At 60.4% G+C, this 24,577-nt stretch carries 23 protein-coding genes; 12 read left to right on the top strand and 11 right to left on the bottom strand.

All coding sequences use genetic code 11. From position 1 onward, the window contains the following. Positions 1-31 precede the first annotated feature (31 nt). The 3 genes from J4721_RS07560 to J4721_RS07550 form a co-directional block, all read right to left on the bottom strand. Positions 32-337: a DUF2282 domain-containing protein gene (locus tag J4721_RS07560; protein WP_014875093.1), complete on the bottom strand. Its 306-nt coding sequence runs from the start codon at positions 335-337 to the stop codon at positions 32-34. Positions 338-571: 234 nt separating this feature from the next. After that, positions 572-2,518: a threonine--tRNA ligase gene (gene thrS / locus J4721_RS07555; protein ID WP_102870133.1), complete on the bottom strand. Its 1,947-nt coding sequence runs from the start codon at positions 2,516-2,518 to the stop codon at positions 572-574. A 172-nt stretch (positions 2,519-2,690) separates the two neighbouring features. Further along, entirely contained in the window at positions 2,691-3,695 is a 1,005-nt protein-coding gene (locus J4721_RS07550) for a DUF4105 domain-containing protein (RefSeq protein WP_211002370.1), read from the bottom strand. A gap of 243 nt (positions 3,696-3,938) precedes the next feature. On the opposite strand from J4721_RS07550, the gene J4721_RS07545 reads away from it, so the two are divergent. The 3 genes from J4721_RS07545 to J4721_RS07535 all read left to right on the top strand — a co-directional run bounded on the left by J4721_RS07545 (position 3,939) and on the right by J4721_RS07535 (position 6,164). Next, positions 3,939-4,718 carry an alpha/beta hydrolase gene (locus tag J4721_RS07545; protein WP_211002371.1) on the top strand — a complete coding sequence of 260 codons (780 nt, stop codon included), beginning with the start codon at positions 3,939-3,941 and terminating at the stop codon, positions 4,716-4,718. Between the two features lie 105 nt (positions 4,719-4,823). Next, a complete protein-coding gene (locus J4721_RS07540; RefSeq protein ID WP_027246996.1) occupies positions 4,824-5,267 on the top strand; it encodes a VOC family protein in 444 nt (147 codons plus the stop codon). 6 nt (positions 5,268-5,273) lie between these two features. Continuing rightward, complete coding sequence (locus tag J4721_RS07535; RefSeq protein WP_102858797.1) at positions 5,274-6,164, top strand: alpha/beta fold hydrolase; 891 nt, start codon at positions 5,274-5,276, stop codon at positions 6,162-6,164. Positions 6,165-6,184: 20 nt separating this feature from the next. Here J4721_RS07535 and J4721_RS07530 read toward each other — a convergent pair whose 3' ends face one another. Together J4721_RS07530 and phaZ are read right to left on the bottom strand one after the other, a co-directional pair. Then, the gene (locus tag J4721_RS07530) at positions 6,185-6,757 is read right to left on the bottom strand and encodes a DUF6151 family protein (protein WP_102858796.1); all 573 of its coding nucleotides are present in this window, start codon (positions 6,755-6,757) and stop codon (positions 6,185-6,187) included. Positions 6,758-6,822: 65 nt separating this feature from the next. Continuing rightward, entirely contained in the window at positions 6,823-8,097 is a 1,275-nt protein-coding gene (gene phaZ / locus J4721_RS07525) for a polyhydroxyalkanoate depolymerase (RefSeq protein ID WP_014875086.1), read from the bottom strand. Between the two features lie 145 nt (positions 8,098-8,242). On the opposite strand from phaZ, the gene phaC reads away from it, so the two are divergent. The 8 genes from phaC (at position 8,243) to J4721_RS07485 (ending at position 17,741) form a co-directional block, all read left to right on the top strand. Continuing rightward, a complete protein-coding gene (gene phaC, locus J4721_RS07520) occupies positions 8,243-10,072 on the top strand; it encodes a class I poly(R)-hydroxyalkanoic acid synthase (protein WP_211002372.1) in 1,830 nt (609 codons plus the stop codon). 132 nt (positions 10,073-10,204) lie between these two features. Next, on the top strand, positions 10,205-10,648 hold the full coding sequence (locus tag J4721_RS07515; protein WP_014875084.1) for a hypothetical protein: 444 nt from the start codon (positions 10,205-10,207) through the stop codon (positions 10,646-10,648). 272 nt (positions 10,649-10,920) lie between these two features. Further along, positions 10,921-11,481 carry a polyhydroxyalkanoate synthesis repressor PhaR gene (gene phaR, locus J4721_RS07510; protein WP_014875083.1) on the top strand — a complete coding sequence of 187 codons (561 nt, stop codon included), beginning with the start codon at positions 10,921-10,923 and terminating at the stop codon, positions 11,479-11,481. A gap of 204 nt (positions 11,482-11,685) precedes the next feature. Next, entirely contained in the window at positions 11,686-12,708 is a 1,023-nt protein-coding gene (locus J4721_RS07505) for an XdhC family protein (RefSeq protein ID WP_211002373.1), read from the top strand. Next, positions 12,705-13,709 (top strand): molybdopterin-binding protein, encoded by a 1,005-nt coding sequence (locus tag J4721_RS07500; protein ID WP_211002374.1) that lies wholly within the window; start codon positions 12,705-12,707, stop codon positions 13,707-13,709. Before J4721_RS07505 ends, J4721_RS07500 begins: the two co-directional genes overlap by 4 nt. Positions 13,710-13,827: 118 nt before the next feature. Further along, the gene (locus tag J4721_RS07495; protein WP_102849330.1) at positions 13,828-14,313 is read left to right on the top strand and encodes a (2Fe-2S)-binding protein; all 486 of its coding nucleotides are present in this window, start codon (positions 13,828-13,830) and stop codon (positions 14,311-14,313) included. A 189-nt stretch (positions 14,314-14,502) separates the two neighbouring features. Then, positions 14,503-16,866 (top strand): xanthine dehydrogenase family protein molybdopterin-binding subunit, encoded by a 2,364-nt coding sequence (locus J4721_RS07490; protein WP_211002375.1) that lies wholly within the window; start codon positions 14,503-14,505, stop codon positions 16,864-16,866. Between the two features lie 86 nt (positions 16,867-16,952). After that, positions 16,953-17,741, top strand: a complete 789-nt coding sequence (locus J4721_RS07485) for a xanthine dehydrogenase family protein subunit M (RefSeq protein ID WP_211002376.1) — start codon at positions 16,953-16,955, stop codon at positions 17,739-17,741. Positions 17,742-17,809: 68 nt separating this feature from the next. Here J4721_RS07485 and J4721_RS19870 read toward each other — a convergent pair whose 3' ends face one another. Both J4721_RS19870 and infC read right to left on the bottom strand, forming a co-directional pair. Beyond that, on the bottom strand, positions 17,810-18,451 hold the full coding sequence (locus J4721_RS19870) for a methyl-accepting chemotaxis protein (RefSeq protein ID WP_027247007.1): 642 nt from the start codon (positions 18,449-18,451) through the stop codon (positions 17,810-17,812). 200 nt (positions 18,452-18,651) lie between these two features. After that, positions 18,652-19,200 carry a translation initiation factor IF-3 gene (gene infC, locus J4721_RS07475; RefSeq protein WP_027247008.1) on the bottom strand — a complete coding sequence of 183 codons (549 nt, stop codon included), beginning with the start codon at positions 19,198-19,200 and terminating at the stop codon, positions 18,652-18,654. 310 nt (positions 19,201-19,510) lie between these two features. Here infC and J4721_RS07470 point away from each other — a divergent pair, with 310 nt between their 5' ends. Continuing rightward, positions 19,511-20,290, top strand: a complete 780-nt coding sequence (locus tag J4721_RS07470; RefSeq protein ID WP_247655938.1) for a hypothetical protein — start codon at positions 19,511-19,513, stop codon at positions 20,288-20,290. 187 nt (positions 20,291-20,477) lie between these two features. On the opposite strand, the gene J4721_RS07465 is transcribed toward J4721_RS07470, so the two are convergent. From J4721_RS07465 to J4721_RS07450, 4 genes are all read right to left on the bottom strand, one after another. Then, complete coding sequence (locus tag J4721_RS07465) at positions 20,478-21,131, bottom strand: metal-binding protein ZinT (protein WP_102854885.1); 654 nt, start codon at positions 21,129-21,131, stop codon at positions 20,478-20,480. Positions 21,132-21,381: 250 nt separating this feature from the next. Beyond that, positions 21,382-22,674 carry an MFS transporter gene (locus J4721_RS07460; RefSeq protein WP_211002378.1) on the bottom strand — a complete coding sequence of 431 codons (1,293 nt, stop codon included), beginning with the start codon at positions 22,672-22,674 and terminating at the stop codon, positions 21,382-21,384. A gap of 202 nt (positions 22,675-22,876) precedes the next feature. Next, positions 22,877-23,392, bottom strand: coding sequence for a hypothetical protein (locus J4721_RS07455; protein WP_014875072.1), 516 nt, complete (start codon positions 23,390-23,392; stop codon positions 22,877-22,879). Between the two features lie 184 nt (positions 23,393-23,576). Next, on the bottom strand, positions 23,577-24,452 hold the full coding sequence (locus J4721_RS07450) for a ferredoxin--NADP reductase (RefSeq protein ID WP_247656736.1): 876 nt from the start codon (positions 24,450-24,452) through the stop codon (positions 23,577-23,579). Positions 24,453-24,577: the final 125 nt, after the last annotated feature.

The raw sequence follows: 24,577 nt of genomic DNA, 5'->3' as shown, positions 1-24,577 counted from the left end.
AATACCCCCGCCCTCTGTCTTAAGCCTTTGCTTATGCAGGCAGGTCACGTTCCAGCGGCTCCAGCGAGCCCTTGCGGTCGCTGCCGTCTGCCATTGCGGGCAGATCCATGCCTTCGCAGCTGCCTGCGTCGACCAGCGTCCAGGCGTTGCCCTGATAGTCAACGGTGGAGGTGCCGGCGCAGGTGGTGCCGGGGCCGGCGGCGCAGTCATTCTGGCCGGCCAGGGAGACGCCATAGCATTTCTCTTTGGACTGGGCGGCGGCTGGGGTGACCATGGCAGAGGTCAGCGCGGCAGCAACGGCACCAGCGACGGCGAGGGATTTTGCAGTGTTGGACATCGGTGTCTTCCTTCTTTGGAATTTGGTTGCGAGGCGGTTGTTACAGGTCAGACATTAGCTCAGGCTGAGAAGTCTTTGAATTCACGAGCCTGTGTCTCACGCGGGCGTCAGCAGCTGTGACCGTATATTACAACCTTCCGGCTGCTGAACCCTTAAAACCATGCGCAAAAAGAAACCGGCCCCGCAAGTGGGGGCCGGTAAATCGGTAAAGATCAGCAAAAGACCGCAGAAATGTTACAGAAGATCCGGCGGAGTTGCCTCAACCGCCAGTGCTTTTGTTACAGCGTCCAGTGCCTCGACCTTGGTCTGTTTTTCGCCAAGACGCCGGACGGAGACGGTGCGCTCCTCGACTTCGCGGTGGCCGACAGCCAGAATGACAGGCACCTTGCCCACTGAATGCTCGCGGACCTTGTAGTTGATCTTCTCGTTGCGGATGTCGGCCTCGGCCCGCACACCTGCGGCGCGCAGGGTTTCAACCACTTCGTTCACATAATCATCCGCGTCCGATGTGATGGAGGCGACAACCACCTGACGCGGGGCCAGCCAGAACGGCAGCTTGCCTGCGTGTTCTTCGATCAGGATGCCGATGAACCGCTCAAAGCTGCCCAGCGTGGCGCGGTGCAGCATGAACGGGCGATGCTTGCTGCCGTCCTGACCGATGAAATTCGCATCCAGCCGTTCCGGCAGGTTGGGATCCACCTGCAGGGTGCCGCACTGCCAGTTCCGGCCGATGGCGTCGGTCAGGGTAAATTCCAGCTTGGGACCGTAAAAGGCACCTTCGCCCTCCAGCAGCTCATACTCATAGCCCGCCGCCTTGCAGGCATCGCCCAAAGCCTTCTCCACCAGATCCCAGCTCTCATCGCTGCCGATCCGCTTTTCCGGGCGGGTCGAGAGCTTGATGGTCCAGTCGTGGAAACCGAGGTCGGCATAGACTTTGGACAGGAAGGCGATGAATTTTGCAGTTTCAGATTCGATCTGATCCTCGGCGCAGAAGATATGGCCGTCGTCCTGAGTGAACCCACGCACCCGCATAATACCATGCAGCGCGCCCGAGGGTTCATAGCGCGCACAGGAGCCGAATTCGGCCATGCGCAGCGGCAGATCGCGGTAGGATTTGAGGCCCTGATTAAACACCTGCACGTGGCAGGGGCAGTTCATCGGCTTCAGCGCGTTCACGGCCTTTTCGCGGGCGTGATCCTCGTCGACCTCAACGATGAACATGTTTTCCTGGTATTTGTCCCAGTGGCCGGAGGCCTCCCACAGTTTGCGATCCACCACCTGCGGGGTGTTCACCTCGACATAGCCGTCGCGGTCCTGCATGCGGCGCATGTAGTCCTGCAGGGTGGTGTAGATTTTCCAGCCGTTGGGATGCCAGAAGATCTGGCCGGGTGCCTCTTCCTGCATGTGGAACAGGTTCATCTCGCGGCCCAGCTTGCGGTGATCGCGCTTGGCAGCCTCTTCCAGCATGTGGAGGTGGGCTTTCAGCTTCTCCTTGCCGGTGAAGGCAACGCCATAGATCCGCTGCAGCATGGCGCGGTCGCTGTCGCCGCGCCAATAGGCGCCTGCGATGGACATCAGCTTGAAGGCATCGCCCGGCAGCTGGCCGGTGTGCTGCAGGTGGGGACCACGGCAAAGATCCTGCCAGTCGCCGTGCCAGTACATCCGCAGCGGCTCATCACCGGGGATGCTCTCGATCAGCTCGACCTTATAGGGTTCGTTCAGGTCGGTGTAATGCTGGATCGCGCGGTCGCGGTCCCAGACCTCGGTGCGGACGGCATCACGTTTGTTGATGATCTCTTTCATCTTTTTCTCGATGGTGCCGAGATCTTCGGGGGTGAAGGGCTCGGCGCGATCAAAGTCGTAGTACCAGCCGTTTTCAATCACCGGGCCGATGGTGACCTTGGTGTCGGGCCAGATATCCTGCACAGCACGCGCCATCACATGGGCCAGATCGTGACGGATCAGCTCATTGGCCTGCTCTTCGTCTTTCATGGTGTGGATGGCGATGGCGGCATCGGAATCGATGGGCCATTGCAGGTCCCAATGCGCACCGTTCACGGTGGCGGAGATCGCCTTCTTGGCCAGCGAGGTCGAGATGGACGCGGCGACCTCGGCAGGGGTGACGCCTGCGTCATAGGATCGTGCATTGCCATCGGGGAAGGTGAGAGAGACTTGGGCCATATATCGGCACTCCTCGTCGGTTTGGCGCCCACAGAACGCCCGGTTGCGGGTTATGGTGTTTTGTCCGTTTGGCAGGGGCGCGCGAGGCTGTCAAGCGGGCGAGGGGCCTGCCCCGCGCGCTCCCTGGGATATTTTTTGCCAGAAGCTGCAAAAGCCGGATCAGGGGCCTGGATCAGGGGGCGGGGGCTGGCACGCCTTCGCGGATCAGGGTTGAGTAGTCTGGCGTGATGCCCTGGACCTGCGCCCTGGCCGTGATACTACCGCGTTTGCGCAGCTCCTCGGTGCTGTAGCCTGCCGCCAGTACCCCCTGATCATGGGCGTATTCGGGCAGGTAGCCATTGGCCAGCACCCGCCAGTCCAGCGGCACGTCCTGGACGATGGTGCGGATCATCGTCATTACCACGGTGGTGCAGTTTGAGGTGAGCGAGTTGTACCACTGCGGTTGTGCGGCCAGCCGGTTGGCGGCCTCGACATATTGCATCAGCAGCGCTCGGGCGGTGTCCGGATCTGTGTCGATACGAAACAGCTGCACATCCTCGCCACGGGCATTTGTGCGGGTGCCCACCACATCGCGCTCATCGGCGGCGATCAGCACCAGCGTGTTGGTCTTGAACAGATCCGCGATGGGGGAGAAACCGCCGCCGACCTGACGCCGCACCTCAACCGACCAGGCAATATGCGCACCCTCCTCAAAGCCGAAGCTGACCACCATATGGGCCATCTCCGGCCCGGCCCAGTAGGACATGAAGAGATCGACGCTGTTCAGTTGGCTGAGGTCATAGCTGCGGGTTTCCCAGCGGGGGGTGAACTCGGTTGGGGTGGACCAGTCGAAATTGCGTACGTCTGTCAGCGTCAGAATATCGCCGTCGCGGGTGCCGGTGACCTGCCGCGCAACATCGGGCGACCAATGCGCCTCGGCCGGTGGGGTCAGGCTGGACCACCACCAGATCAGCGCCGCAAGTGCGAGACAGAAGGTCGAAAGCCCACGCAGCGCGCGGCCCCGGATCACCGCCCAGAGGGTTGCCAGACCGAGGCCCGCAAAGCCGGAGGCCGCAGCCGTACGCCAGAGGCTGTCAACCGGCAGCCGATACCACAGCGCCATGGCCCCCCAGAGGGTGGTCAAAAGGATCAGCAGGCAGAGGAGACCGAGACAGAGAAGACGAAGGGCACGGGGCAAGGGCTGGCTCCTGATTGTGTGGCAAAGGCGAATATCGCGCGGACCCTAGGCAGGGCGGGGATGGGTCGCAAGGCTCTTGCGCCGGACAAAAGTCGCCAAATGTGAAGGCGTTGCCTCACTGCATCTTGGTGACCTGTGCCGGAATCGCATGGGGCAGCGGTGAAACACGCCATTGCCGTTGCGCCGTTGCCGTGGCAGATCTGGGGGCCTGTGATTTGGCATATTTTCAGCGCGGGGGAGACCATGGCCGCACCTCAATTTCTGGACACCGATACGGGCCGCCGCCTGGCCTATCATCTGACCCCCGCAAGCGGCGATGCAACAGCGCCGATGGTGGTGTTTCTGGGCGGGCTGAAATCCGACATGGAAGGCACCAAGGCGATACATCTTGAGGCCTGGGCCAAGGCGCGGGGCTTGGGCTTTCTGCGGTTTGACTATTCCGGCCACGGTGAAAGTTCCGGCACGTTTGAAGAGGGCTGTATTGGCGACTGGCATCAGGACACGCTGGCGGCGGTTCAGGCGCTGACGAAGGGGCAAATTCTGCCGGTCGGATCCTCCATGGGGGGCTGGCAGGCGCTGCTCTTGGCGCGGGCCCTGCCCGAACGGGTGGCCGGTCTGGTCACCATCGCCGCCGCACCCGATTTTACCGAGGATGGCTATTGGGCCAATTTCACCGATGCCCAGAAGGCGGAGCTGGAGGCACACGGACAGGTCGAACTGCCAAGCGACTATATGGAGCCTTATGTGATCACCAAACACATGATCGAGGATGGGCGAAATCATCTGGTGTTGCGCGATCCGCTGGTGCTGTCGATGCCGGTGCGTTGCCTGCAGGGCACCGCCGATACCGCCGTCAGCACTGAAACCGCACTGCGATTGCTGGATCATGCCACTTGCGCCGATATGCGCCTGCAGCTGGTCAAAGATGCCGATCACCGGTTTTCGGACCCCGCCTGTCTGGCCTTGATCGAAACGGCTGTTGCAGAGGTTCTGGGGCTATCTGGCGCTGATGCGATCAGCTAAGCTATGGGGAAGGCCTCGCTGCAGGTTGCAATCTAACCCGCAGCAGGATCTGTAAATATTATGAGGCCTCCCTCATTTGGGGTGCCACGGGCAGGAGAGGACGCGATGGAACAACGCATCAGCCTGATCACCCTTGGGGTGCCGGATATGGAGCAGGCCGCCGCCTTCTACGAGGCGCTTGGCTGGCAGCGGGCGGAGAGCCCCGATGGCGTCATCGCTTTTGACCTGATTTCGCAGACCTTGGGGCTTTATCCGCTCTCATCTTTGGCTGAGGACATTGGCCTGCCGGTGGAGGAACTGGGCACCGGGGCGATGACACTCAGCCACAACACCCGCAGTGCTGCGGATGTGGCCACGCTTCTGGCCAAGGCCGAGGCGGCGGGCGCGAGCGTCCTGCGCCCGGCGGGAGAGGTGTTCTGGGGGGGCACTATTGGCTATTTCCGTGCCCCTGACGGCCATATCTGGGAAATCGCGCATAACCCGTTCTCGCCGCTGTCTGACGCAGGCGCGTTTCGCTGGAATGGGTACGGGACCGAGGCAGGAGGATAGGCGCAGGTGGCAGATCAGCAGGGCGGAGCAGGGCAGACCAACAGGGCGCGCACAGCTGAGCGGGCAGGCGGGCAGGGCATTGCCCCCTTAGTGATGCTGCCGGGGCTGATGGGCACGGCAGAGGTCTTCGTGCCGCAGCTGCGGGCGCTCTCTGGTGTGATGCCAACCATGGTGGCGCCGCTTCTCGGTGGCGACCGGATTGAGCGTATCGCCGATCATCTGCTGACGCAGCTGCCTGCGCGGTTCGCGCTGGCCGGGCTGTCGATGGGGGGCATTGTCGCTATGGAAATCCTGCGCCGCGCGCCGGAACGGGTGAGCAGGCTTTGCCTGATGTCGACCAGCCCCTTGCCCGATACGCCGACGCAGGCCGCCGATTGGGAGCCGCTGATCATCGCAGCCCGCAGCGGTCGGCTGGAGGATGTTCTGCGCAGCTGCCTGCCGGTGGACTGTCTCGCGCCGTCGCCGCAGCGGCTTGATATCCTCAACATGATCTACCAGCAGGGCTGCACACTTGGGTCGGAGCTGTTCGTGGCGCAGGCGCGGGCCTTGCAGCGGCGCACGGATCAGCAGGCGGCGCTGCGCCGCTTCAAAGGGCCAACGCTGATCCTCTGCGGTGCGCAGGACCGGCTGACCCCGCTGAAACGTCATGAATTCATGGCCGCCCTGATGCCAAATGCCCGGCTACGCGTGATCGAGGGGGCAGGCCATCTGCCAACGCTGGAACAACCGGATCAGGTGACCGGCGCCATGGCCGAGTGGTTGGCCGAGGTCGCTCCCCGTCAGGACGAAAGGTCGGACCCGGCGCCAGATATCGCAAGCGCCGCAGCGGGCGAGGCGCAGTCCTCAGTGCCACCGTTGCCACCATTGACGCTGACAAACCCGCTAAAGACAAACTAAATCAGTGGATTGTAAGAGGTCTAGCGGAGCAGGGCTGCGCGTTCTTCCTTGCTGATCACCTCTGGCTTTGACACCGGTTCACCGCTTTCGACATCGAAAAACGGTGTCTCTTTCCAACGGCCTGACAGCCGCGCCGAGATCATTCGGCTCAGCAGCGACATAACCATCCGTGCGGCACCTTCGGTGCGGGGCTGTTTGCCCTGCTTCGGGACAAAGGCCCGCGCGCGGATCTTGCCAAGCGCATCTTTATTGGCAAACCGGTCCGACCGCAGTCCGGCAAAGGGCAGCGTGGGTTTCGCCAGCGTATTGGCCATTGGTGTGCCGCAGCAGCCCGCGTACCAGCGAAACAGCCCCTTCGGGCTGAGCCGCATAAGCCGCAGCAGATCCTCACCTTGATGAAATGTCAGCCCGTCGGGATTGACCTGAAACAGATCAACCGGGCCAGGGGCCGGGTCTGGCTGTTTGTGATAGATCTCATTGGCGCGGCAATCAGCGCAGAAACAGACGATGCGGGTGCCTGCCTTGCGCGCCTCTTGGGACAGCTCGCCACGGATTTTGCCGCAGTCACATGCAAATATCAGCGGATCAGCCATCGCCAGAAAATCCTCGGTGGGGGCGCAACGCCCGGTTATGAGTGGTTGCGCCCGACCTCAACCGATCAGGCGTTGGCCTTGGCGCGTTTTGCTGCCGGTTTCTTTGCCTTGCGGGCATTGGCGTTCATGAATTCGATCACCAGCGGGCGGATGTTATCGCGCCAGCTGCGCCCGGCAAAGATGCCATAATGTCCCGCACCCGGTTCCACATGGCTGGCCTTCTTCGCCTCCGGCAGACCGGTGCAGAGATCCAGCGCCGCGATGCACTGGCCGGGGGCGGAGATGTCATCATTGGCACCTTCGACCGTCTTAACCGCCACATCGGTAATTTTGCCTATGTCGACCTTGTGACCGGCCACAACAAATTCATTGCGGGCAATCTCACCACCCTTAAAGACGCGCTCTACCGTCGACAGATAGAATTCCGCCGTCATGTCCATCACCGCGAGATATTCGTCATAGAACCGGTTATGGGCATCGTGATCCGACGCCTCGCCCCGGCTGACCCGCTGGATCTGGTCCATGAACGCCTTGGAATGGCGCTCGCCGTTCATCGACATGAAGGAGCTGAGCTGCAACAGGCCCGGATAAACCTTGCGGCCCACCCCTTTGTATTTGAAGCCGACGCGTTGGATCATTGTCTCTTCCAGCTGACCCATAGTCACCCGGCGGCCAAAATCGGTGACATCGGTGGGGGTGGCATCGGGATCGACCGGCCCGCCGATCAACGTCAGCGAGCACGGCTGCGCCTCCGGATCCTGTTCCGCCAGATAGGCGGTGGCGGCCAATGTCAGCGGCGCTGGCTGGCAAACCGCAATCACATGGGTGTCGGGGCCCATCTCGCGCATGAAATCAACGAGGTAGAGCGTATAGTCCTCGATATCGAATTTGCCTGCGGACACCGGGATATCGCGCGCATTATGCCAGTCGGTGACATAGACTTCGCAATTCTCGATCAGGCTCTTGACGGTGGAGCGCAGCAGGGTTGCGTAGTGCCCGGACATCGGTGCCACCAGCAGCACCTTGCGCGGCTGTTCGGCGCGGCCGGCCACGCGGAAGTGGATCAGATCGCCAAAGGGGCGTTCCACCACCGTGTCGATCTCCACCACGTGATCGCGGCCATCGGCACAGGTCTGGGTGTAGATGCCCCAGTCCGGCTTGGTCACCATACGCTGATAACTGCGCTCCGTGACCTCGCCCCAGGCGGCCATCCAGCTGAGCGCCGGATTGGGGATCGCCGCAAAGGCAGGGTTCGACGCCATAGACAGGGCCGTTGCGCCAAGCCACTGGTTGGTGTTGCGCATGGTTTCCATCAGATCGTACGACATCATGTAACGCATGTTATATCTCCATTGCGTTGGCCGCTTGGATCCGATCTGAATCCACGTGCGGTTGTGTCACAACCCATCGGACGTTTCATAGCTTTGTCGTATGATGGGCGGACAGTATTCTGCATAGCAGAAAGATTACGGGGGATTTGTTAAGATGACAACAAGCGACAGTACGGATCCGGCACTCTCGCCGGAACATATTGAACGAATTAAAAAAAATATGGAGCAGGTTGAGCAACTTTCAAAACGCCTGATGGATGTTCTGGCTCAGAAAAAATCTCACCCCCCGTCACTGGATGGTCCGAATCAAGAGCTTTTTGCACGCGCAGCAACGGCCTATTGGTCGGAAATGGCAAAAAACCCGGCGAAACTGCTCGAAAAACAAGTGTCGTATTGGGGTCAGGCGGTGGTGAATTTCGCCGAAGCTCAGTCGCTTTTGGCCAAATCCCTGGACGGCGACGGTGCAGAGGACACCGCGCCCAGCTCCCCCAGTGATCGCCGCTTTGTCAATCCGATGTGGCAATCGAACCCCTATTTCCACTTTATCAAGCAGCAGTACCTCACCAATGCCGAGGCAATCCGCAAGGCCGTGGCCGAGGTCGAGGATATCGACGACATCGACAAACGGCGGCTTGGCTATTTTGCCGACCAGATCGTGCAGATGATGGCGCCCACCAATTTTCTGGCGACGAACCCCGACGCGCTGGAAAAAGCGGTGGAGACGGAAGGCCAGTCGCTGATCAAGGGTCTGGAGAATCTGGTCGCCGATCTGGAGGCCAACGACGGCGAGCTGGTGGTGCGGCTGGCTGATGAGAGCGCCTTTGAAATCGGCCGCAATATCGCCACCACCCCCGGTGAGGTTGTGTTTCGCAACGAGATGATGGAGCTGATCCAATATCGCCCCACCACGGAAACCGTGCATGAGACCCCCATCGTGCTATTCCCGCCCTGGATCAACAAATTCTACATTCTGGACCTCAAGGCGCAGAACAGCCTGATCAAATGGGTGACCGAACAGGGCTATACCCTGTTTGTGGTGTCCTGGCTCAACCCCAGTGCAGAGCACGCGGATCTGGGGCTGGAGGACTATGTTGAGAAGGGCTATCTGAGCGCGATTGAGACCGCCAAGTCGATCTGCAAGGTCAAGCAGGTCAATGCCGTCGGCTACTGCATCGCGGGCACCACTCTCAGCCTGACGCTGTCGCTGCTGAAGCAGCGGGGCGATACCTCAATCAAATCGGCGACGTTTTTTACGGCGCTGACGGATTTCTCCGATCAGGGGGAATTCACGCCCTTCCTGCAAAATGATTTCATCGATGGGATCGAGAAGGAGATCACCAACAACGGTCTGCTGCGGTCCTATATCATGGCGCGGACGTTCTCTTTCCTGCGTTCCAACGATCTGGTCTACGGGCCTGCGATCCGCAGCTATATGATGGGGGAGACGCCACCAGCCTTTGATCTGCTATACTGGAATGGCGACGGGGCGAACCTGCCGGGCCGAATGGCGATGCAATATCTGCGTGGTCTGTGCCAGCGCAATGAATTCGTACGTGACGGGTTTGAGCTGATGGGCCACACGCTGCATGTGCGCGACGTGACCGTGCCGGTGATGGCAATCACCTGCGAGACTGACCATATCGCGCGCTGGAAAGACTGCTATCGCGGCGTGCAGCAGATGGGATCGCGGTCCAAGACCTTTGTGGTGGCGCAGTCGGGCCATATTGCAGGCATCGTCAATCCGCCGACCCGCAACAAATACGGACATTACACCAATACCGATCTGAAGGTGGATGCCGACACCTGGCGGGAGGGGGCCACCTTCAACGAGGGGTCCTGGTGGCCGCGTTGGGAAAGCTGGCTCAAAAAACGCTCAGGCAAACAGGTTCCGGCCCGTGATCCGGGCGATTCTCAGCATCCACCGCTGACGCCAGCGCCGGGTGACTATGTCCGCGTGAAGGCCCGCGGTCAGGCAAGCGATTGATTTTTAGAGGTTCTCAAAAATATTCTGCATTGCAGCAATAAAAATCTTGAAATGCTGCGATGCAGAAACAATATTGGTGTCATGCGAAGGCGGCAGAACGATCTGGCCGCGTAACCAAGAGGAACCAGTACAATGGCTAAGACCCAAGATTTTACCGCGATGATGAAAGACATGATGGGTGCGTTTCCGGTTGACACAACCGCGATGGAAGATGCGTTCAAAACCACCGCAGCCCTGAACGAAAAACTGTCCAGCGTTGCCCTGCAGGCTGCTGAGAAGTCCGCTGAGATTTCCAACAGCTGGGCCAAAGAAACCCTGACCAAGCTGAGCGACGTCTCCAAGGCACAGGCTGAACCCGCAGACTACGCCAAAGCGGCAACCGATTTCGCTTCCGCCTCCGCTGAAGTGGCCGCCGAGAACATGGCCGCCTTCGCTGAAGTTGCGAAAAAGGTTCAGATGGACACCGTTGAGCTGCTGATGTCGGCTGGCAAGGACATGTCCGAAGAGGCATCCGCTGCTGTGAAGAAGGCCACCAACGACGTGACCTCCGCTGCGAAAAAAGCCGCCGCTAAGTAAGCGCCGCGCGCATTTGCAAAGGGGTTTTATACTCCTCCCAATGAAATCTCTTTGCACCGAAGGGGGCAGGTCATCGGACCTGCCCTTTTTCGTTTGCCCATTTCGGTCGTCCAGTCTGGGCTTGCGCCGGGGCGGGCAGACCTGCGGGGGAACGAGTCAGGCTGGTTATTGGATCCGACGATCAATTATTGCGCCGCATGGCGTAACGCTTCCCTTTTGTTCTGCGCTCGCATAGGCTTTGCTGCAACGCATCATGTCTGGGGAGAAGTGACATGTCGGATCAGGATAAACCCTTGTTGATCAAACGATATGCCAGCCGGCGGCTGTATAATACCGAGACCAGCGACTACGTCACGCTGGAGGATATCGCCGGCTTCATCAGGGAGGGGCGCGAGGTTCAGATTGTTGATCTCAAAACCGGTGACGACCTGACCCGCCAGTATCTCCTGCAGATCATCGCCGAACACGAAAGCCGGGGCGAAAACATTCTGCCGGTGAATGTGCTCAACGACCTTGTGCGCAGCTATATGGTGCCGGGCGGCGGGGTGATGCCGCAGTTCCTGCAAAGCTCGTTTGAGATGCTGCGCGAAAACCAGAGCAAGATGGTTGAGAATATGAACGCGATGAACCCAATGGCGCAGATGCCGGGGTTCGAGGCGATCAAGGCCCAGCAGGAGGCCTTTCTGAAGGCGATGGCCGGTGGATTCTCCGGCGGTTGGCCTGCGGGGGGGAAATCATCCGGTGACGCGGAGACTGCTGAGGACGGCGACGGGCTGGACGATATCAAACGCCAGCTGGCCGAGTTGCAGGATAAACTGTCCAAACTGAAGTGATCTGACACATACCGCGCCGTCCTGCGACCAAAGTCGCAGGGGGGCACTTGCGTTTTTGATCCCGCTTGCTGCGCTCCGGCGCTAGACTTGCCCCATCAGGTCGCGGCCCGTTCCGTCTGCCGTCGGTTTCACCCGTCTGGTCTGCGGTGGGCCTCGGCCCTCTATGGATCATCCTGCGGCTATCGCCCAACCCAGAGGTGCCTTATGTCTACGCCCGGTTTGCAGCGCTTTGATAATATTCCTGAAACGGCGCTCGACTGGCACCGGGCGGGGAAGGAGACCGGCCAGAAAAGCGGCCAGAAAAGTGGCCGGGGCGCGGCATTGGCCACGGTGGTAGAGACTTGGGGATCCGCCCCGCGCCGCACCGGTTCCCAACTGGTGGTCGCCAGTGATGGTCGCATCGAGGGCTCCGTCTCAGGCGGCTGTGTCGAAGGCGCGGTAATCCTTGCGGCGCAGGAGGCGATTGCCTCAGGCCGTCATCAGATCCTTGAATTTGGCGTCAGCGATGAGGATGCCTTTGCCGTGGGGCTTGCCTGTGGCGGCACCATCCGCATTCTGGTTGAACCCATCGGCGGCACGCTGGCCGAGGACACGCTGGCTGATCTGGTCACCGCCCGCGCCGAACGCCGCGCGGTGTCCTATGTTGTCGATCTCGACAGTGGCGCGGGGCATCTGGACGCCGAAGGCTACACAGATCGCAAGCGCATGGACCAATCAGGGGTCGAGGCGGATGGTAAGACCTTTGTGGCGGTCCATAACCCGCCCCTGCGGCTGATCGTGGTGGGGGCGGTGCATATTGCACAGGCGCTGGTGCCGATGGCGCGCATTGCAGGTTATGATCCCGTCATCATTGACCCGCGTGCCGCCTTTGCCTCCGCCGACCGCTTCCCGGGAGAGACACTGACGGAGGATTGGCCGGATGAGGCGATGGCGCAGCTTGCGCCCGATGCACGTACCGCCGTTGTGCTGCTCACCCATGATCCGAAGATTGACGACCCCGCGCTGGAGGTCGCCCTGCGCTCTGAGTGTTTTTACATCGGTGCGCTGGGATCAACCCGCACTCATGCCAAACGGGTCGCGCGGATGCAGGAGGCCGGATTTGACGCAGCCGCCATTGATCGCATCAACGGCCCCATCGGCCTGGATATCGGTGCCGCTGGACCAGCTGAAATCGCTGTGTCCATTGTTGCCGAGATGACGGCCACCCTGCGCGGGCGCAGCCTATGATCTTCGGCGCGCTGCCCCTGAATGAGGCGTCAGGCTGTTATCTGGCGCATTCCCTGCAGGGCGCGGAGCATCGTATCGCCAAGGGCACCAGACTGGCGGCGCAGGATCTGGCCGATCTTGCCGCCGCTGGCCATCGACAACTGACCGTGGCGCAGCTGGAACCGGGTGATATCCACGAGGACCGCGCCGCAGAGATGCTCGCCGAGGCCTTGCTGCCCGACCCGGAGGCGCTTGGCCTGCGGATTTCCGGTGCAGGGGCAGGGCGGGTTAACCTTTATGCGCTTGGTCCCGGTCTGATCCGGGTCGATGCTGAACGGATCAATGCGCTGAACGCGGTCGATCCGATGATCACATTGGCCACTGTGCCCGATTATCACCGCGCAGATGCGGGGGGCATGGTGGCAACGGCCAAGATCATCTCCTACGCGGTGGAGGACAGCGCGCTTGCAGCCGCCACCCGCGATGTGGCCGGGGCGATCCGCCTGATCCCGCCACAGCTGCGCCGCGCCACCTTGATCGAAACCCGCACCAGCACGGAGACCCCGCCGGACAAGGGGCGCGCCGCGATGATCGGACGGCTCGACCGGTTTGGCATGTCGATGGCCCCCCGGCAGGTCGTGCCGCACCGCGAGGGGGAGCTGGCGACGGCCCTGCAAACGGTTGGCACTGACAGCGATCTGATCCTGATCCTCACCGGGTCTGCCACCTCGGACCCGCTGGATGTGGCACCCGCTGCCGTACGTGCCGCGGGCGGAGAGGTCACGCGCTTTGGCATGCCGGTGGATCCGGGCAATCTGTTGTTCCTCGGTCATCTGGCCGGGCGTCCGGTGCTGGGCCTGCCGGGCTGTGCGCGCTCGCCCGCCTTGAATGGCGCCGATTGGGTGCTGGAACGGCTGGTCTGCGGGATTGATGTGAGCAGCGCCGATATCGCCGCCATGGGCGTTGGCGGCCTGCTGAAAGAAATCCCCACACGCCCCCGCCCGCGCCGCAGCGACGTCTGAGCGGGTCTTGGCGGTTCCCTGCGACTTTAGTCGTGGCGCTGCGATTAATGCTTCGCGCCAGCAACCTCCCCGTGCTTAACTTCGTTCAGCGAGTTTATGCGAGCCAAGGGAGGAGTTGATGGTGAAAGTCACAATGACCGTAAATGGTCGGACTGCCAGCGGAGAGGTCGAGGGGCGCACGCTGCTGTCCGGTTTCCTGCGAGAGGAACTGGGGCTGACCGGCACCCATGTCGGTTGCGACACCAGCCAATGTGGCGCCTGCGTCGTCCATGTGGATGGCAAGGCGGTAAAAGCCTGCACCATGCTGGCGGCAGAGGCCGACGGCGCAGATGTCGCCACCATTGAAGGGCAAGCCGCCCTGGACGGCACGTTGAACACTATTCAGCAGGCATTTCAGGACCACCACGGGTTGCAATGCGGGTTTTGCACGCCGGGCATGGTGATGTCGGCAGCCGCGCTGCTGAAAGACAACCCCAAACCCAGCGAGCAGGAAATCCGCGAATACCTTGAGGGCAACCTGTGCCGCTGCACGGGCTACCACAATATCGTCAAGGCGATCATGGCGGCCTCGGGTCAGGATGTGTCTGTCCTGGCTGCGGAATAACGCGCGATAGGATGCGTGCGATGCAAAGAGGCATCTGACCGCAGCAACCCAGCAGATTTCGCAACAGGCCGCCACAAGATGCGGCCGGGCATCGGATAGATCCCGCAAGGGGCATCCGGCGACAGACAGAACCAAAGCATGACCAAGAGGTCTGCCCCGCGCAGACCGTCCAGGGAGGAGATTTGGACAATGCCAAAGGATAGCGGCATCGGCGCCAGCCCAAAACGGCGCGAAGACGTGAGGTTCCTGACCGGAACCGGCAATTACACAGATGACATCAATATGCGTGGCCAGGCCTATGTGCATTTCCTGCGCTCGGACGTGGCCCATGGTCGATTGACCTCGGTTGACACCACAGATGCAGCCGCCATGCCCGGTGTAGTGCGAATCTTCACCGGTGCTGATTTCGAAGGCGTCGGCGGGCTGCCCTGCGGTTGGCAGGTGACTGACCGCCATGGTGAGGTGATGCAGGAACCGGCCCATCCGGTGCTGGCCCAGGGCAAGTTGCGCCATGTGGGCGACCCCATCGCCGCCGTGGTGGCGGAGACGCCGGAACAGGCGCGCGACGCGGCAGAAGCTATCGCGGTCGAGATCGAGGATCTGCCCGCCGTCATCAATATGAAAGAAGCGGTCAAGGACGGTGCCACCAAAGTCCATGACGATCTGACTTCAAACCTCTGTTATGACTGGGGATTTGTTGAGGAGAACCGCGACGCCGTGGACAAGGCCATCAAGGATGCGGCCCATGTCACCACGCTGGAGCTGGTCAACAACCGTCTGGTTGCCAATCCGATGGAGCCTCGCGTGGCGGTGGGGGATTTCAACCGCGCCACCGGCGACAGCACGCTTTATACCACGTCTCAAAACCCGCATGTGATCCGTCTCCTGATGGGCGCCTTTGTGCTGGGTATTCCCGAGCATAAACTGCGCGTTGTGGCCCCGGATGTGGGTGGGGGCTTTGGCTCCAAGATCTTCCACTATGCGGAAGAGGCGTTCTGTACCTTTGCCGCCAAGGCCCTGAACCGGGCGGTGAAATGGACCTCCTCGCGGTCCGAGGCGTTTATGTCTGATGCCCATGGCCGTGATCACGTGACCAAGATTGAGCTGGCGCTGGACGCGGACAACAACTTCACCGCGCTGCGCACCGAAACCTACGCAAATATGGGCGCTTATCTGTCGACCTTTGCGCCCTCGGTTCCGACCTGGCTGCATGGCACGCTGATGGCTGGCAATTATAAGACGCCGCTGATCTACGTGAACGTGAAGGCGGTGTTCACCAATACCGTTGCCGTTGACGCCTATCGTGGCGCTGGCCGACCGGAGGCGACCTATCAGCTGGAGCGCGTGATTGATAAGGCCGCGCGCGAGCTGGGTGTTGATCCGATTGCGCTGCGGCGTCAGAACTTTATCACCGAATTCCCCTATGCCACGCCGGTGGCGGTGGAATATGACACCGGGGATTATGTGGCGACGATGGACAAGCTGGAAGAGATCGCTGATCTCAGCGGCTTTGATGCGCGCCGTGCTGCCAGCAAGGCCAAGGGCAAGCTGCGCGGCCTTGGGGTCAACTGCTATATTGAGGCCTGCGGCATCGCGCCCTCGAACCTCGTGGGGCAGCTGGGCGCCCGCGCGGGCCTGTATGAAAGTGCGACAGTGCGGGTGAATGCCACCGGCGGCATTGTGGTCATGACTGGTAGTCACAGCCACGGGCAGGGGCATGAGACGTCCTTCCCGCAGGTGATCGCCGATATGATCGGCATCCCGGAGGATATGGTCGAGATCGAACATGGCGACACCGATAAGGCGCCGATGGGCATGGGCACCTACGGCTCGCGCTCGCTGGCGGTGGGTGGCTCTGCCATGGTACGCGCCACCGAGAAAATCATCGCCAAGGCCAAGAAAATCGCCGCCCATATCCTTGAGGCCTCGGATGCGGATATCGAGCTGAAGGACGGTCAGTTCACCGTCGCAGGCACCGATAAATCGCTGGCCTGGGGGGATGTGACCCTCGCCGCCTATGTGCCGCATAACTACCCGCTGGAGGATATCGAGCCGGGGCTGGAGGAAACGGCGTTCTATGATCCGGCGAACTTCACCTATCCCTCGGGCGCCTATGCCTGCGAGGTGGAGGTGGATCCCGACACCGGCAAGGTCACCATCGAGCGCTTTGCCGCGGCTGATGATTTTGGCAATATCGTCAATCCGATGATCGTCGACGGACAGGTCCATGGCGGCATTGGTCAGGGCATCGGTCAGGCATTGCTGGAGGGCTGCGTCTATGACGATGACGGGCAGCTACTGTCGGCGTCCTTCATGGACTACGCCATGCCACGGGCGGATGATCTGCCGTTCTACAAGGTGGATCATTCCTGTCAAACGCCGTGTACCCATAACCCATTGGGCGTGAAGGGCTGCGGTGAGGCTGGTGCCATCGGCACGCCGCCTGCGGTGGTCAATGCGGTGGTGGATGCGCTGCAATCGGCAGGCAGTTCCGTCACCCATATCGATATGCCCCTGAGCCCGGCACGGGTCTGGGCGGCGATGAATGGCTAAGGGTTCATGGGGGCGCTGCCCCCATACCCCCGGAGTATTTTCGGAAAGATGACAGCCGGTCAGCCGGTTTTCGGAAAGGATACGACATGTATGAATTCGAGTTCGAGAAGCCCTCGACCATCGCCGATGCGGTGAAGGCATTGGGCGAAGAGGACGCGCAGGCGCTTGGTGGGGGGCAGACGCTGATCCCGACGCTGAAACAGCGTCTGGCGATGCCCAGCACCTTGGTGAGCCTCAGCGGTATTGAAGAAATGAAGGGGGTCTGCCCGGATGGCGACGGGCTGGCCATTGGCGGGGCCACCACCCACGGCGAGGTCGAAGCGGCCACCGCTGACAGCTATCCGGCGCTGTCTGCGCTGGCGGGACAAATCGGCGATCCGGCGGTGCGCAACCGGGGTACCATTGGCGGCTCGCTTGCCAATAACGACCCATCGGCGTGCTACCCGGCAGCGGCGTTGGCCAGCGGGGCCACCATCGTGACCAACACCCGCGAGATTGCGGCGGATGACTATTTTCAGGGGCTGTTCACCACCGCGCTGGAGGAGGGGGAAATCATCACCAATATCCGCCTGCCGGTGCCACAATCAGCGCATTACGAGAAATTCGTTCAGCCGGCCTCGCGCTTTGCCCTTGTTGGGGTGTTTGTCGCGCGCTTTGCAGAGGGTGTACGCGTGGCGGTCACCGGCGCCTCTGAGGAGGGGGTTTTCCGCTGGAGCGCGGCGGAGGCGGCGCTATCGGTGAATTTCTCACCCGATGCCATTGATGGGCTGAGTGTGGATCCGGACGGGATGATCGGCGATTTGCATGGCACCAAAGCCTACCGCGCGCATCTGGTTGGGGTGATCACCAAACGGGCGGTGGCTGCTGCGGGATAGTCGCGCCATTTTGTAACAAGAAACAGCCCCGGCGCCGCGCCGGGGCTGTTTTCTGATGTGGGGTTGGTTCAGGCGCGCAGATAACCTGACATGGTGTCGAGCAGAGTCTGTGTGCGTCCAGAGAGATTGCGGATTTCCGACGCGATCACGGCAAAGCCTTTGCCCTGATCGCCAATGCGCGCCGCCTCGATTGAGGCATTGAAGGCAATCAGCTGAATATGACGGCCCACGGTTTCAGCATTCTCAATCGCATCACGCATCCCCTCGTCGCGGGCGCTGTCGCGGGACTTCTGCGCCTCGAACATGTTTTTGGTCATGTCGATCAGGAACTGCGAGACAATTGGCTCCACCTTATAGAGTGCTTGAGCTGTGAGCGAAGGCATCTCGCGCACGCGCTCCAGGATCTGGCCATCAGATTGCGTGCTCAGCACTTCGGCAAAGGGGGCCAGCGCATCAATGGATTTCTTGCGCTGTGTGCCGAGATCGCCGGGCAACTCGTATTCACTTTCGGCCAGTAATTTATCAAGCCCTTCGGTCAGCATCGCATAGGCAGATTTGATCCGGCGTACCGACTGTTCCAGCAGCTCCTTCATGGTGTCTGGGGCGTGTTGGCTGTCTTCATTGGCCAGAACCACCAGCGCCAGAGATGCGGCGCGGCAGGGGGCGATGGCCATGAAGGCACTGTTTTGGACGTCGCTGAGAGGCTTCAAGGGAGGCTCCATATTTGCGGTTGTTTTTTGTCGGAAGCGACCGAACTCCCTTCAGGAGCTAAGGGGGGAGCGTAAAGAAAACGTGAGTATTGAATGCATCAAGCGCAATTCCGGGGGAAATCCCCCTGCGGTCGATGCAGACACGAAAAACCCCGCACCGGAGGGAGCGGGGTTTTGCATAACAGATGGTGCAGCAGGGATTATTTCTGCGGCAGTGGGCCGATCATCATGATCATCTGACGGCCTTCCATCTTGGGCATGTTTTCGACTTTGCCCAGTTCCTTGATATCCTCTGCAACACGCAGCAGCAGCTCACGGCCCAGGTTCTGGTGGGCCATTTCGCGGCCACGGAAACGCAGGGTGATCTTCACCTTGTCGCCGTTTTCCAGAAACTTGTACACGTTGCGCATTTTCACTTCGTAGTCATGGGTGTCCGTGTTGGGACGGAACTTGACCTCTTTGACCTCGATGATCTTCTGCTTCTTGCGTGCTTCGCTTTCCCGCTTCTGCTGTTCATATTTGAACTTGCCGTAATCCATGATCTTGCACACGGGCGGGGTGGCGTTGGGCGAAATCTCGACCAGATCGAGACCGGCCTCTTCTGCCATCTGCATCGCCTTGGCGGGATGAACCACGCCAACGTTTTCCCCTTCGGCGCCAATCAGGCGAATTTCAGGAGCACGGATTTTTTCGTTGGTGCGCGGGCCGGTGTCGCGTTGCGGCGGCGCATTATGGGGTCTGCGGGCTATGACGTCTATCCTTCTGTCACTTCGGAAAAGTGCCCGGAAAATAACGGTCCCGGGCCTGCGATTCAAGTCAATTGCGGGTATGACCGCGCATATCGCGGTTTTCAAGGTTTGTTTGCACCTGAGAGCGTCAGCAAAGGGTTAATTCTGCGCTGCGCTGATCTTGGCGGACCGGTTATGCCAGACTGGCAGGGTTTGGCCGATGCGACGCTTTGACGTTTATTCCCCTTGTAGTTTCAGTCCCCTAAGCCCAAGTGCTATGCCGCAAGCTGCACCCATGTGCGCAGCATTTGGAGAGAGAAGGAGATCTATCATGAAACCGATCGTCATTGGCCTGGGTGTGGGAGCCGTCGCATTGGGCGGATATTTCTATGTCTCCTCCATGGAGACCGCGGAGCAGGCGCCGGAGACCGTCATCGTGACGCCTGAAGCTGAGACCCCCGCAGAGGAGGCTGCTGAGGTTGCCGCAGAGGTCGAAAGTGATATCGCCACCGCAGCTGAAGAAGCCGAAAGCGCGATCGAAAGTTCCGTTGATGCCGCGGCAGATGCGGTGAATGAGGCTGCCGCCGCCGTGACCGAGACGGCAGAGGAAACCGTGAACGAAATTGCCGAGGGGCTCACCGACAGCGCCAACCAGCTGCAGGACAGCGCGGCGGCTGCGGTTGACGAAGCCAGCGAGGGCGCAGCGGCGTTGAGTGAGGAGGCCTCCGCGACGGCTGAAACCGCTGGTGATGCGGTTGCGGATACCGCAGCTGCGGCAGGGGATGCGGCAGAAGGTGCCGTCAATGAGGTTGCAGAGACCGCCAATGACGCAGCGGCAACTGTGAGCGAGACCGCTGAGGCCGCGACAGAGGGTGTGGCGGATGCTGCCGCTGATGCGACTGCCGCCGCAGAAGAGGGCACAGAGGCCGCCAAGGATGCGCTGCTGACACCCGAAGGCTTCAACTATGACAAGGTGATCACGATGATCGAGGAATCGTCGATTGAGGCAACGCAGAAGGCGTTGCTGATCACCACCCTGGGTCAGGCCCGCGACAACCCGGCGCTGCTGGAGGCGACGCTGAAACGCATCAAGGACGCGCTGCCGCAATAAGCGGACTTAGACAGCTATTAAACAGCAAGGCCCCCGCCAGAGATTGGTGGGGGCCTTTCTTATCTGGAGATCTGTCAGGCATCGGCGGGGGCTGCGACAGCTGGTCAACCAGCCCTCAAATGGCAAGGGGGAGCGGACCTTGCCAGATGTGGGGCCATTACGGCCTATGCACCGACAGCGCTGGCGCTTAATGGGCCATCATGCCGGCCGCGATCTCTGCACCGGTCAATTCAGCATGGAAATAGGTCGGCCAGTTGGTCACCTCTGTCAGCAGTTCCGCACGGTCATCGCCCCAATAAAGGTGATAGTGATCAACTTTGGTGGGCACGATTTCATGGTCGCTGAACTGAATGAACTGAGGCGCGGCAGCGTCTCCCCCTGACTTTTCAAAGATGAAGCGCACACCCTGATTGCCTGATGCGTAGGTCAGGATTTCATATCCGTCATTGGTGTACTGGCCTTGCACGGGCTGGCCATCGCGAAAGAATGTAACGCTGGAGCCGTCGATGAGAATGCGCTCGACATCCGTTTTGTAGCCGGCGTCATAATACGCGCGATAGTCTTCGGCGGTCTTTTTGCCACTCTCTGCTTTGTGCTCCATCACCGGATCCAAAGTGCCGTCCTGCAAAAACGGATAGACCGATTGCCAGTCGGCCTCCCAGTCAGACAGGTCACGAGGCTGAATCTCTGCTTCGTTCACCAGAACCGGCTCTTTGGCCTGATGGCTGTGATTGTGGGTCGAGGTCGAGCTGGTCGCAGTCTGGGCCGGTGCCTGGGTTGAAAGGGCAACCAGCGCAGCAAGTGCGAGGATGTCGGTGCGTTTGAGGATTGTCCGTAGCATTTACGTCTCCAGCGGTTTTTGAACGAGTGAATGTTATGTTGTAACATTACATTTGCGGTTTATGCGGATTGCGCGTGTTTGGCAAGGCCTGCCGAGGCATCACGGCGAGGCAGCGCAGGATCGGCGATTTACGGCCTGCCGCTGAGGCGGTTTTTGCCGCGCAAGACAGACGTCGCGCCAGTCACCGGGGGAAGGCAACGGCGTGGGTTGGTACGATTGAAAAACTTTGGGGCTGCAGGCTGTACAAACCTCAGCTGGCCGGGCTCCGGGTCAGTCGTTTGGCCAGCACCAAACTCAGCATCATCGCCATGAGCAGAAACAGGGCGCCGACACTCCATGCGATGGGCGTGGAATAGATATCGGCAACGGCTCCTGCCAGCACCAGCCCCAATGCGGCCCCCAGCTGCTGTATGAGGGATCGCAGGGACAGCATTGTGGACCGCTGACGATCTGCCACGCAGCGATGCAGGATGCTGCTTGCGGGCGTCTCGCTCGCTCCAAGAAGGACAGAATACACTAGGAAGACGCCAATAAACCCGGCGATATCGCCCTGCATCGCCAAGGCCACCTGAACACCGGCAAGACAGGAAAACAGCACCGCGAGCGTGACAGCATGGCGACGCCTAAATACCCGGCTGATGTAGGAAGACAGCGCCGCGCCAAACGCGATTGCGAAGAAGTAGCCTGCCGTCAGGGTGCCAATGGCAGTATTGGCGTAGCGCTCGTCCAACATGGGCTTTGCGTAGGTCGGCCAGATCACCTCAACCGGATTGGTCGCCATCAGGAACAAGGCCAGTGCCGCCAGAAGCATGGAAAGTGTCGGATGTTTCAGGGCAAGCAGACCCGCCTCTGTGATCACCGATGGGACGTTGGTGAACCCTTGTCTCAACGCGCTGGCATTCAAAGGGCGGGGTTCTTCGGCGATGGCAAACATCGTGTAGATCAACACAGCTATCATCACTGCGAAGCTTGTCACGTAGGATACATCATAGATGCTGATCCCATACCTAAGCGCTGTCGTGCCAAACACGTCGGGGAGCAAACCTCCCAAAACGGCACCGAAGGCGAGGCCCATGGCATTGGCCCACTGCGCCTTCGCGAGAGCGGGTTGAACATCCACATTTGGGGCAGCGGTTTTGAATGTTTCGACAAACCACGCATCAAGCGTACCTGACCGCAAGGCACGTCCGAACCCGATAAAGCCGAACGAAAGAGCCAGGACAGTGAAATCACTCGATGACAGAAACAGGATGAGCGAAATCAAACTGGCGATGACCGCAGCTAGAAAAACCGGCTTGCGGCCGATGTTGTCGGCCAAACCGCCGAATGGCAATTCCAGTGCCATCGTCGTGAGCGAATAGATCCCAAAAAGCAGTGAAATCTGCAAGAGATCCATGCCCCGATCAGCCAGCGCAAGCGCGACCACAGCCACTGTCAGACCCATGGCAAAACGGTCAAGAAACTGATGTATCTGAAAGACCCGGATGTGCCGTCGTGCCGTGCCCGTCAAGGCTTTGAAAGAGAACTCAATTTCCGTTGCCATGGCAATATCATGTGCCTTTGCACCTTCCTGTGCAATGGCCTAACCGCAGGATGAGCGATTGGAACCGCATGAAGCAGGTCAATCACGCGACCGCGGCGAAGGGAGGCCCTGTTTGCGGGCAGGCTAGATTACAGCTGCCGGAGTGAAGGCACATCCCCAGTAAAGAATAAACTGGGGATGGCCCTCTCTCTTCACTGCCTTGTCAGGAAACGGGGCGTGCGCCATCGGATAGGGTCGTCTGCGCGATCCGGGAGGCAAGGCTGTTTGCCGCAGTCATCTCGCCGCGTGCCGGGAAACTGTCGAGGAAGTTCAGGAAACTGTCCCAGCCAGCAACGGAGCTGTTGTCTTGGCGAGCCAAGGTTCTTTGGTCCTGTGCAATCTGGCGCAGGTCTATGGGTTGGCTGTAGTCAGGCGCAGTGCCGGTAAGAGTGTCCAGATGACTGCGAAACCGTTCACCCATCGTGCTGAAAATGAGCATGTCGCCGTCAATGGGATGTCCGGCGCCGACCAGATCATCAAACATCCGGTCGATCTCTGTCGGGCTGACGTGGCTGGGGTCATGGCGCGCCTTGATCGCGGCAATGGCTGCGGGATCTGGCTGCGGCTCTGTGCGGGCAGCCGCATCTGCAAAGTTGGCAGCGGCTGGACGAGACGACGATTGCAGGGCGGCAGCGGGATGGGCTGCCAAGGCAGCGTGCTGTGGTGTGGCTGTTATCATGATCCATGGGGCTCCATTCTGGACGGTGCACACTGCATAGTTGATGACTTTTAACAAATGATGCGCGAGGGGCCACATGATTGCTCACGCCTAGGGTGAGGCTGCTGCGCAAGGCAAAGAAAACCCGCGCCGCCGACGATGCGGGGCGCGGGTATTTGTCTGACAGGCAAAATTGGTTCTGGGATCAGTCCAGAAACGCCTTTTCGACCACGAAATGCGCGGGCTTGGAATTGGCGCCTTCTTCCAGACCATAGGTATTCTCAAACAGGTCTTTCAGTTCCAGATTGAACGCCAGATTGCCGCAGATCATCGCGCGGTCGCTTTCCGGGTTCAGCGGCGGCACGCCAAGATCGGCAAACGCCTCGCCGGAGCGCATCAGATCGGTGATGCGGCCCATCTTGGCGCTCTCTTCGCGGGTGGTGGTCGGGTAATATTTGATCTTCTTCCAGAAGCCTTCGCCAATCACCTCATTGAGCAGCTCATCGGTCTTCAGGCTTTCGATCAACTCGCGGCCATAGGTCAGCTCGCCTGCCTCGCGGCAGGTGTGGGTGATGATCACCTCATCGAATTTCTCATAGGTTTCCGGCTCCCGCAGCAGGCTCGCAAAGGGCGCAAAACCGGTGCCGGTGGCAAAGAACCAGATGCGTTTGCCGGGGATCAGTGCGTCATGCACCAGCGTGCCAACGGGCTTCGGGCGCAGGATGATTTCATCCCCCACCTTGATGTGCTGCAAGCGCGAGGTCAGCGGGCCGTCCTGCACCTTGATCGAATAGAATTCCATTTCCTCATCCCAGCTGGGGGAGGCGATGGAATAAGCGCGCAGCAGGGGTTTCACCTTGCCGGTCTTGGGATCGGGATCGTTCATCAGACCGATCATCACAAACTCGCCCGAGCGGAACCGCAGGGAGGCAGGGCGCGTCACCTTGAAGGAGAACAGCCGGTCGGTCCAGTGCTTGACCTCCGTCACGGTCTGGGCGTCGGGCAGGGCGGGCACGGCCTTGGCCGGTTTCGGGTCGGTTGCAGCTTCGGTCACGGGTGTCATCTCGTTCATCGGATCCATTACCGGAGGAATATCCGGCACCTCTGATTAATCTTTGATACAGGTCAGGAAAACCCCTGTTTTCAGAAACCGGCTCCGCGCAGGGCGCAACGGAACCGGATCTGAAGGGGGGATTCTTAGAAAGC

The organism is Phaeobacter sp. HS011, from assembly GCF_018101215.1.
Taxonomy (GTDB): domain Bacteria; phylum Pseudomonadota; class Alphaproteobacteria; order Rhodobacterales; family Rhodobacteraceae; genus Phaeobacter; species Phaeobacter inhibens.
The sequence above is the reverse complement of the archived record's forward strand: the minus strand, read 5'-3'. Positions and strand labels throughout refer to the sequence as shown.